10 protein-coding genes and 1 tRNA gene are annotated in these 9,458 nt (G+C 61.4%); 7 read left to right on the forward strand and 4 right to left on the reverse strand.

The features are described from left to right. The 5 genes from EOA27_RS10170 to EOA27_RS10190 all read left to right on the forward strand — a co-directional run. The coding region (locus tag EOA27_RS10170; protein WP_145970312.1) for a cytochrome c oxidase subunit II at positions 1–316 on the forward strand (316 nt) is incomplete at its 5' end. A gap of 17 nt (positions 317–333) precedes the next feature. Continuing rightward, positions 334–2,103: a cytochrome c oxidase subunit I gene (ctaD, locus tag EOA27_RS10175; RefSeq protein WP_126082317.1), complete on the forward strand. Its 1,770-nt coding sequence runs from the start codon at positions 334–336 to the stop codon at positions 2,101–2,103. Beyond that, a complete protein-coding gene (locus EOA27_RS10180; protein ID WP_126082316.1) occupies positions 2,100–2,804 on the forward strand; it encodes a cytochrome c oxidase subunit 3 in 705 nt (234 codons plus the stop codon). The genes ctaD and EOA27_RS10180 overlap by 4 nt, the downstream gene beginning before the upstream one ends. Before the next feature lie 10 nt (positions 2,805–2,814). Next, entirely contained in the window at positions 2,815–3,537 is a 723-nt protein-coding gene (locus EOA27_RS10185) for a heme-copper oxidase subunit III family protein (protein ID WP_126082315.1), read from the forward strand. A 7-nt stretch (positions 3,538–3,544) separates the two neighbouring features. Then, positions 3,545–3,943, forward strand: a complete 399-nt coding sequence (locus EOA27_RS10190) for a cytochrome C oxidase subunit IV family protein (protein WP_126082314.1) — start codon at positions 3,545–3,547, stop codon at positions 3,941–3,943. Between the two features lie 273 nt (positions 3,944–4,216). Here the strand turns inward: EOA27_RS10190 and EOA27_RS10195 are convergent, their stop codons facing one another. From EOA27_RS10195 to tig, 3 genes are all read right to left on the reverse strand, one after another. Beyond that, positions 4,217–4,597: a cytochrome c family protein gene (locus EOA27_RS10195; protein WP_126083780.1), complete on the reverse strand. Its 381-nt coding sequence runs from the start codon at positions 4,595–4,597 to the stop codon at positions 4,217–4,219. Positions 4,598–4,971: 374 nt separating this feature from the next. Continuing rightward, entirely contained in the window at positions 4,972–5,535 is a 564-nt protein-coding gene (locus EOA27_RS10200; protein WP_245491063.1) for a hypothetical protein, read from the reverse strand. 189 nt (positions 5,536–5,724) lie between these two features. After that, a complete protein-coding gene (gene tig / locus EOA27_RS10205; protein WP_126082313.1) occupies positions 5,725–7,215 on the reverse strand; it encodes a trigger factor in 1,491 nt (496 codons plus the stop codon). Positions 7,216–7,560: 345 nt separating this feature from the next. On the opposite strand from tig, the gene EOA27_RS10210 reads away from it, so the two are divergent. Continuing rightward, positions 7,561–7,645 (forward strand) — tRNA-Leu (locus tag EOA27_RS10210). Positions 7,646–7,811: 166 nt separating this feature from the next. Then, the gene (locus EOA27_RS10215; RefSeq protein ID WP_126082312.1) at positions 7,812–9,020 is read left to right on the forward strand and encodes an MFS transporter; all 1,209 of its coding nucleotides are present in this window, start codon (positions 7,812–7,814) and stop codon (positions 9,018–9,020) included. 23 nt (positions 9,021–9,043) lie between these two features. Here the strand turns inward: EOA27_RS10215 and EOA27_RS10220 are convergent. Further along, on the reverse strand, positions 9,044–9,458 hold a 415-nt coding region (locus EOA27_RS10220; protein ID WP_127256074.1), incomplete at its 5' end, for a GDYXXLXY domain-containing protein.

Below are 9,458 nucleotides of genomic sequence, written 5' to 3' on the forward strand. Positions count from 1 at the left end.
TTTCTATATCCCGGAATTCCGCGCCAAGATGGACATGATCCCGGGCTCAGTGACCTATTTCTGGTTCACCCCGACCAGAACCGGTACCTTCCAGGTCCTGTGCGCCGAGCTATGCGGCCAAGGGCACCCGCTTATGCATGGCGTGGTCGTGGTCGATACCGAACAGGAGTATCTGGCCTGGCTCGGCCAGCAGCAGACCTTCGCGCAACTATCGGCGCCCCAGCAATCGGGCTCGGCGAACCAGCCGCCGGGAAAGATAATGGCGTCCAATCTGGGCGTCGCGGCAAACTCGAAACTTTCGAGGTCCGCACAATAGGGCACGGAGGTGCTCCAATGGTCGACGTCACACCCGCAGATGCCGTTCCGCCCGCCGAAGTTGGGGAGGTCGAACTCTACCATCCGCACAGCTGGTGGACGAAATATGTCTTCTCGCAGGATGCGAAGGTCATAGCGGTCCAGTACTCGGCAACGGCAACCGCGATCGGCCTGGTGGCGCTGGTTCTGTCCTGGCTGATGCGCCTGCAGCTCGGCTTTCCCGGCACGTTCGACTTCATCACGCCGGAGGCCTACTACCAGTTCATCACCATGCACGGCATGATCATGGTGATCTACCTGCTCACCGCGCTCTTCCTCGGCGGCTTCGGCAACTACCTCATCCCGCTGATGGTCGGCGCCCGCGACATGGTCTTTCCCTATGTCAACATGCTGAGCTACTGGATCTATCTGCTCGCCGTGCTCGTTCTGGTATCGAGCTTCTTTGCGCCGGGCGGACCGACCGGCGCCGGCTGGACGCTCTACCCGCCGCAGGCGATCATGACCGGCACGCCGGGCGGCCAGGACTGGGGCATCATCCTGATGCTCTCCTCGCTCATCCTGTTCATCGTCGGCTTCACCATGGGCGGGCTGAACTATGTTGTGACAGTGCTGCAGGGCCGCACGCGCGGCATGACCTTGATGCGCCTGCCGCTCACCGTCTGGGGCATCTTCACCGCCACCGTCATGGCGCTGCTCGCCTTCCCGGCGCTGTTTGTCGCCTGCGTGATGATGCTGCTCGACCGTGCCCTCGGCACCTCATTCTTTATGCCGGCGATTGTCGAGATGGGCGAGCAGCTGCAGCACAATGGCGGCAGCCCGATCCTGTTCCAGCACCTGTTCTGGTTCTTCGGCCACCCGGAGGTCTACATCGTGGCCCTGCCGGCCTTCGGCATCGTGTCCGACCTGATCAGCACGCATGCGCGCAAGAACATCTTCGGCTACCGCATGATGGTTTGGGCGATCATCGCCATCGGCGCCCTGAGCTTCGTCGTCTGGGCGCACCACATGTATGTCAGCGGCATGAACCCCTATTTCGGTTTCTTCTTCGCGACCACGACCCTGATCATTGCCGTGCCGACGGCGATCAAGGTCTATAATTGGGTGCTGACGCTGTGGCGCGGCGATATCCATCTGACCACACCGATGCTTTTCGCGCTCGCCTTCATCGTCACCTTCGTCAATGGCGGCTTGACCGGACTGTTCCTCGGCAATGTCGTCGTCGACGTGCCGCTGTCGGACACGATGTTCGTCGTCGCCCATTTCCACATGGTCATGGGTGTCGCGCCGATCCTCGTCATCTTGGGTGCGATCTATCATTGGTATCCGAAGGTCACCGGGCGGATGCTCGACGAAACGCTCGGCAAGTTCCACTTCTGGGTAACCTTCCTCGGCGCCTACCTGATCTTCTTCCCTATGCATTATCTCGGCCTGATGGGCGTTCCGCGGCGTTACGCCGAGCTCACCGACATGACCATAATGACGGAATCGGCTCATCACCTGAACTCGTTCATCTCGATCATGGCCTTCATCGTCGGCTTCGCCCAGATGGTGTTCCTGTTCAACCTGATCTGGAGCATCCGGCATGGCCGCGAGGCCGGCGGCAACCCCTGGCGGGCGACGACACTGGAATGGCAGACGCCTGAGACGCCGCCGGCGCACGGCAATTTCGGCAAGGAGCTGCCCATAGTCTATCGCTGGGCCTATGACTACAGCGTGCCGGGAGCCAAGGAGGACTTCATCCCGCAAAACGTGCCGGGCGACTTCGCGCCCTCGAGGGAGCCGGCATGAGCGTCATCGTGGTCTTTCTGCTGGTGATCGCAGGCTTTGCCGGATGGTGGCTTTCGCACCAGCGGCTGACGGCCAAGCCCTGGCTGGAGCAAGGCCTGGCCGGGGATTTCGTCGGTTTCGACCGGTCGGCGCTGCCCACCGCCAAGATCGGCCTCGGCGTCTTCCTCGCCGTGGTCGGCTGCCTGTTTTCGCTGTTCACCAGCGCCTATTTCATGCGCATGGGCCTGCCCGACTGGCAGCCGCTGCCGCTGCCGCGCCTGCTCTGGCTCAACACCGGCTTGCTGGTGCTAAGCAGCGTCGCGCTGCAATGTGCCGTCGTCGCCGCGCGCAAAGGCCAGATCGACAACGTCCGGCTGGGCCTTGCCACGGCGGGGTTCACGACGCTTGCGTTTCTCGTCGGTCAATTGATGGCATGGCGGCAACTGACCGGGGACGGCTATCTGCTCGCATCCAACCCGGCCAACAGCTTCTTCTATCTGATCACCGGCATGCATGGCCTGCACATACTCGGCGGTCTGGTCGGACTTGGGAGGACGAGCATAGGCGCCTGGGATGGAGCGCGGCCGGAGCGGGTTCGCCTCAGCGTCGAGCTCTGCGGCATGTACTGGCATTTCCTGCTTTTCGTCTGGCTCTGCATTTTCGCCCTACTGGCGGGTTGGGCCGCGACCTTCATCGACATCTGCCAACGGCTGCTGACCTAGGAGACCGGCTATGGCTGAGACGACCATGACGCATGCCAGCCAGATGGAGCCCAGGCCCGCCGGTTGGCGCGGCATTGCCGCCGATTGGGCCTCGGATCAGCGGGCGTTCAAGAACGTGTCCTGGGGCAAGGCCATGATGTGGATCTTCCTGCTCAGCGATACCTTTATCTTCGGCTGCTTCCTGCTCTCCTACATGACCGCGCGCATGTCCACGCGCGTGCCGTGGCCGAATCCAAGTGAGGTCTTTGCCCTGCGTATCGGCGGCTCGGAGATCCCGCTGATCCTGATCGCCATCATGACCTTCGTGCTGATCTCGAGCAGCGGCACCATGGCGATGGCTGTCAATTTCGGCTACCGCCACGATCGCCGCAAAACCGCGATCCTGATGCTTTTGACCGCAGCACTTGGCGCGACATTCGTCGGCATGCAGGCCTTCGAATGGACCAAGCTGATCACCGAAGGGGTGCGGCCATGGGGCAATCCCTGGGGGGCCGCGCAATTCGGCTCATGCTTCTTCATGATCACCGGCTTTCACGGCACCCATGTCACGATCGGCGTGATCTTCCTGATCATCGTGGCGCGAAAAGTCTGGCGTGGCGATTTCGACATCGGACGGCCCGGCTTCTTCACCAGCCGCCGGGGCCGTTACGAGAATGTCGAGATCATGGGCCTCTACTGGCATTTCGTCGACCTGGTCTGGGTGTTCATCTTCGCCTTCTTCTATCTTTGGTGAGGCAGCTATGGCTGAAGCAACCGCAAACGGTCTCGGACAACACGCACTGCACGCCACCCATGCGCATGATGCGCCGGCCGTCGCCACCACCGACACCCACCAGGAGCACCCGATCAAGCTCTACCTGGTGGTCTGGGCGTGGCTGTTCATCCTCAGCACATGCTCCTACCTGGTCGACTATTTCGGCATCCACGGCTATCTCAGATGGTCGCTAATCCTGATCTTCATGATGCTCAAGGCGGGATTGATCGTCGCCGTCTTCATGCACATGGCCTGGGAGCGGCTGGCGATGATGTATGCGATCATCCTGCCGCCGATATTGGTGCTGGTCTTCGTGACCATGATGGTTTTCGAAGCCGACTACACGCTGCTGACCCGTATCGCGTTTTTCGGACCTGGCCCCTGATTGCGTAATCTCTTGCAGCGTCACGCGCTCTTTTTAGGCGCGCACAGGGCGCTGTACCGCTTTGATGGGACAATGATCCTTTTCGAAAATCGATCCCGATTTTCGGGTCATCCCGCCCGGTCGAAGGTGAACGTCATGGACACGCGAACGCTTGTCATACTCGGCCTTGGTATAGGTGTTCTGCTGCTGTTAGGATTCTTCGCGCTGCCGGCATAGCGGCGCGTGGGCGCGGCATTTCAACAGCGTAGCTGCAGGGCGACCAACGACAGTGGCCTATTTGGAGAACTGCTTCAGGTAAGCGATGACGTTGGCTATGTCCTTGTCATCCTTGAGGCCGGGAAATGTCATCTTCGTGCCCTTGACCATCGCCTGGGGGGCGTGAAGGTAGGTCGTCAGGGTGGACTCGTCCCATTTGAGGCCGGACTTTCCAGCCGCGATCATGGCCGCGGAATAAGTAAAGTTGGGGTGCGTTCCGGCAACGCGCCCGATGACCCCGTGCAGAGACGGACCGACCCTGTTCTGGTCCTGGTCGGCAACGTGGCAGGCCTTGCACTTGGTGAAGACCTTCTCGCCTACGGCGGCATCTTGCGCCTGCGATGGGCTTGCGAAGAAGGTCGTAGCGGACAAGACGATAAAAAGCGCTGTTGCACGCATCGCATTTCCTCCCTGATGGTCTCGTTTTTGCGTCGGAACGATCGGCACCTCGCCGGTCCCCGCCTGCGTGCGCTGCACGCTCGAGCGGAGGATCCGGGTTTCTTCAGTGGAATTGCGGCATCTACATACCACAGAATCGTGCAAATGGATAGAAAAAGGCGAGCTTTTGCCGAGGCTTAGGTCCGCACAATGCGATGCTCGATATCATCGGCAAGGTGTTTGGGCGCCCCATGACGACCGCCGAACTGGAAAGCCCGTTCTAAGGCATGTCTCCTGAAAGGGTGATCCGGTTCGGGAAAAGACAGCCGTAAAATCAAAAACCTAAAGCGCATGGAGCGAATCTGAAAGATCGCGACGCGCTTCAGGACGCGAGGTCAAGGTGGATCGGTTTTGCAGCTTGCGGCGATCTGGCCGATCGCTTTGGAGAGACCTGCAAGTTCGAAATCGGCCTCGCCGCGCCCCGACAGGAGGCCGAAGCGCCATGACAGCGTCAGCCGGCTCGCTGAAACCAGGCGCTTGATACCGTCGTCCCCATCCCTGACCAGCATTCTCCCGCGCGGGCCGACCGACCAGCTTTCATCGGTCTTGCCGCCGTCGACAATGACGGAGATGGTGATCTTGCGGCTGGCGGAGACCGGATCCTTGAGCTGCAGCCATTCGCTCCAGCGTGGTTCGCCATCGCGTCGGCAAGCCAAGGTCAGCACCGGGCTGTAGCCCAGCGCTCCGCCCCCTGTGATGAGCTTGTTGATGGCATGCAGCGAGGCCGTTATCTGGGCGTCGCTGCCGGTGTCGACGCGCCAATTGCCGAGATCCGGCTCGGTCCGGGCGCCTCCTTCAGCCGCCGCCAAGAGGGGGGCCGGGACATCCGGCTCGGCGCGGACGCTCCCGCCGATCGCCACCAACAAGAGCGTCGCGGCAACGACTAAGCCTCTTACCATGAACCCAGCCTCACAAACGCCTCCGACCCCGCGAACGCCATCGAAAACAGATAATCTTCAATGGTTGGTATCGCCAGCGGCAGACCATCAAGACAAGTTGCGTGTGTTGCCGCGCCGCCACAATGACACAGGCCGTAATGAAAAAGGCCGCCCGAAGGCGGCCTTTCGAAATTGCGGCGCTGAAACCGGTTATCTGGCTTCCTTGGCGGCCTTCTTCTTCGGCGCGGCCTTCTTCTTCGGCTCTTCCGCCTCGGCGGCGGCGTCGCCCGCCTCTGCCTTGGCTTCGGCCTTCTTCGAGGAGGCTTTCTTGGCCGGTTTCGCCTTGGTCGCGGTTTCGGCTTCCTCGTCGTCGGCCATCAGCTCGTCCTTGCCGACCTTGACGTCGTCGACCGAGATCTGGCCGAGCAGATAGTCGACGACCTTCTCCTCGAACATTGGCGCGCGCAGCGCGTTGATGGCTTCCGGATTGCTGCGATAGAACTCGAAGGCTTCCTGCTGCTGGTTGGCCGGGAAGCGGCGCACCTGCTCGAACAGGCCACGCTGCAGTTCCTCATCCGACACGGTGACGCCGGCCTTCTCGCCGATCTCGGCGAGCACCAGTCCGAGGCGCACGCGGCGCTCGGCAAGGCGCATATATTCGGCGCGCGCCTCTTCTTCCGTGGTCTCTTCGTCGGCGAAGGTGCGGCCGGCAGCTTCGAGATCGCGATTGACCTGAGCCCAGATGTTGTTGAACTCGGCCTCGACAAGCTTCGACGGCGCCTCGAAGGAGTAGGATGCGTCGAGCTGGTCGAGCAGCTGGCGCTTCACCTTCTGGCGGGTCATCGAGCCGAACTGGTTCTCGAGCTGGCCGCGCACGATCTCGCGCAGGCGTTCGAGCGATTCCAGGCCGAGATTCTTGGCCGTCTCGTCATTGACTTCGAGCTCGCCGGGCGCCGACACTTCCTTGACGGTGACGTCGAAGGTGGCTTCCTTGCCGGCCAGATGCGCAGCCTGGTAGTTTTCGGGAAAGGTGACGGTGACCTGCTTCTCGTCGCCGGCCTTGGTGCCGATCAGCTGGTCCTCGAAGCCCGGGATGAACTCCTTGGAGCCGAGCACAAGCGGCTGGTCGGTGCCGGCGCCGCCGGCGAAGGCCTCGCCGCCGATCTTGCCGACATAGTCGATGCTCACGCGGTCGCCCTCGGCGGCCTTGCCGCTCTTCGGCTCGTAGCTGCGCGCCGATTCGGCAACGCGCTTCACCTGATCGTCGACTTCCGATTCCGGCACGTCATAGACCTGACGCGTCACCTTGATGTCGGAGAAATCCTTGATCTCGATCGCCGGGATGACCTCGTAGTTGAGGCTGAATTCGAAGTCGGAGCCGCCGGCCAGGATCTTCTCGGCCTCCTTCTCGTCCTCCGTCATGATCACTTCGGGCTGCATGGCGGCCTTTTCGCCGCGGCCGGTGATGATCGAACGGGTCGAGTCGTTGAGGATTTCGTTGACGACCTCAGCCATGAACGACTTGCCGTACATCTTGCGCAGGTGCTGCACCGGCACCTTGCCCGGGCGGAAGCCGTTGATGCGCACCTTGTCGCGGGCATCGGTCAGCCGCGCCATCAGCTTGGCTTCCATGTCACCGGCCGGCACGGTGATCTTGATCTCGCGCTTGAGACCGGAGTTGAGCGTTTCGGTGACCTGCATCCTAGAACCTTTGTTTTCAACAATGAGACTGCCAAACGGTCCTAGCCGTTTACAGCCTGCCGGTATGATGTTGCCGGAAATGGCTTTTGGTACGGAACCTGGCGATTTGACCGCTAACGCGGTTCAAACTCTCCTGAACTACGCCTTGCCAGATGCGAAATAAGTTTCTGTTTTTACTATAACTTTTCACATCTTGCAGAAGCGGAAACTCACGTTCCGTCACATTCGACACGCCTTTTGTCACAGGCTAGGCCAATTTTCAACTATCTTCGCGTCTAGCCGAATAAGCATGATCTGAGCCTCGACATTGACAGAATGATGGCTACATGGGATTGCCGGGGAAAAGCGGATGTGGCGGAATTGGTAGACGCCCTGGATTTAGGTTCCAGTGCCGAAAGGCGTGGGGGTTCGAGTCCCTTCATCCGCACCATCCTTTGCTCTTCGAGCTTCGTATGGCAGGCCACCTAAAGCTCGAAGAGCCGACCTCCGAAGCCCTGGCGAAGGAGGACCGACGCCAGGCCTTCTGCTCTATGCAGTCATCAAACCGACATTGAGGCTCTGCTAGCAGGCGGGTTTGCAGTCGACCGGCCACCCGCATGCGCATCGCGATTCTGGACAGGACTATCGTTCGAACCCTGATCGTGCTTGCGATCGCCCAGCTCATGGGCTGGGGATCGGTCGGGCTGTTGGCTATCGTCGGCAGCCAGATAGCCGCCGACCTTCAAATCAGCATAGCGGCGGTGTTCGCCGGCAATTCGGTATTTTATGTGGTCATGGGCCTGTGGGCGCCGCCGCTGGCAAAGGCTTTCAATGCCTTCGGCGCCCGCAAGGTGATGATCATGGGCACGATCCTTGCCGCTCCGGGCTTCGTGGCGCTGGCGGCCGCGCACGGGCCGGTTCTCTATTTTACCGCATGGGTCATCCTTGGCACGGCTGGGAGCGCGATGCTGACGACGGCGGCCTACATCATGCTGAACGAGGTCGCCGGCAGCAGCGCCAAGAGCGCCATTGGCGTGCTTATGCTGATGACCGGCTTGTCGAGCAGCATCTTCTGGCCCGCCGCCGCCTTCCTGTCCGGGCTGATCGGCTGGCGCATGACTTGCCTCGTCTACGCGGCGGCCATGATCGTGGTCTGCCTGCCGCTCTATGCCTTCGGCTTGCCGCGCCGGCCGCCATCGCCGAAAGCCTCGTCAACGGTTCCGGCAACCCGGAAAACTCCAGCCGTGCCGGCAGGCATCTTCCGTCTGATCGTTTCGGCGATCACGCTCAATGCCTTCGTCACGTTCGGATTCAGCGCCATACTGATCGAACTGCTTAAGGCCGAGGGACTTCCCGCCGGAGAAGCCGTCGCCTTCGGCTCGATGCTGGGCATCCTTCAGGTCGGCGCCAGGGGCGTCGATTTTCTGGGCGCTGGACGCTGGGACGGGATGACCACCGCGCTTTTCGCCGGATTGGCGCTGCCGTTCGCCATGCTGCTTCTCATTCTGGGTCACGGCACGCACTGGTCGATTGCCGGCTTCATTCTCCTCTATGGCTTGGGCAGCGGCATTCTTGCCGTGTCGCGGGCAACGATACCTCTGGTGTTCTACGACCAGGCGGCCTACGCGCGGGCCGCATCCAACATCGCTCTCCCGCTCAACCTGATTTCCGCCATATCGCCGCCATTGCTGGCCGGACTGTTGGCGCATTTTGGCAGCGAAGCCGTGCTCGGCCTCGCGATGCTCTGCTCCTGCGGCGCGTTTGTGGCCTTGCTGCGCTTGAACCGACGCCGTCCGGCTAGGGCCACTGCTGGAACCGTGACTTAAGGTGGGTCGAATGTTGACACATCTCAGTAAAGCGGCTCCTGGAACAGCGCCTTGTCGCCGTCCATCAGCGCCTTGATCTGTGCCGTGCCGTCGGATGCGAGCGCAAGCTTGATGCCGAACGGCCGCACGCGCATGTCGTCCTGGATCGCCACGCCCTCGCCTTCCGGCAAATAGAAGCGGTCGATCCCATAGTCGGGCGCGATCGTCGCGTCCGTATCACGAAGGCCCCAGCCCTCAACGACATGGCCGGCAATGTCTGCTTCGCCCTCGCCTGCCGGCGCGGGCGCCTGGCCGAACCAGGCGGTCGTCGGCTGCCAATAACCGTCGGCGCCCTTCCTGAGCCGCACCACGATCGATGTGTCCTCGCTGGAGAACTTGCCTTCCGGAATGTTGGCGATCAATTTCACCGGAATGCGCGAAATGTTGTTGTTGAGAGAG

The organism is Mesorhizobium sp. M2A.F.Ca.ET.037.01.1.1, from assembly GCF_003998075.1.
Classification (GTDB): Bacteria; Pseudomonadota; Alphaproteobacteria; order Rhizobiales; family Rhizobiaceae; genus Mesorhizobium.

Bases quoted from the DNA above. Each gene is read 5' to 3' on its own strand.
- ctaD (WP_126082317.1), top strand. From the start codon at position 334: ATGGTCGACGTCACACCCGCAGATGCCGTTCCGCCCGCCGAAGTTGGG.
- EOA27_RS10215 (WP_126082312.1), top strand. From the start codon at position 7,812: ATGCGCATCGCGATTCTGGACAGGACTATCGTTCGAACCCTGATCGTG.
- EOA27_RS10195 (WP_126083780.1), bottom strand. From the start codon at position 4,597: ATGCGTGCAACAGCGCTTTTTATCGTCTTGTCCGCTACGACCTTCTTC.
- EOA27_RS10180 (WP_126082316.1), top strand. From the start codon at position 2,100: ATGAGCGTCATCGTGGTCTTTCTGCTGGTGATCGCAGGCTTTGCCGGA.
- EOA27_RS10185 (WP_126082315.1), top strand. From the start codon at position 2,815: ATGGCTGAGACGACCATGACGCATGCCAGCCAGATGGAGCCCAGGCCC.
- EOA27_RS10190 (WP_126082314.1), top strand. From the start codon at position 3,545: ATGGCTGAAGCAACCGCAAACGGTCTCGGACAACACGCACTGCACGCC.
- EOA27_RS10200 (WP_245491063.1), bottom strand. From the start codon at position 5,535: ATGGTAAGAGGCTTAGTCGTTGCCGCGACGCTCTTGTTGGTGGCGATC.
- tig (WP_126082313.1), bottom strand. From the start codon at position 7,215: ATGCAGGTCACCGAAACGCTCAACTCCGGTCTCAAGCGCGAGATCAAG.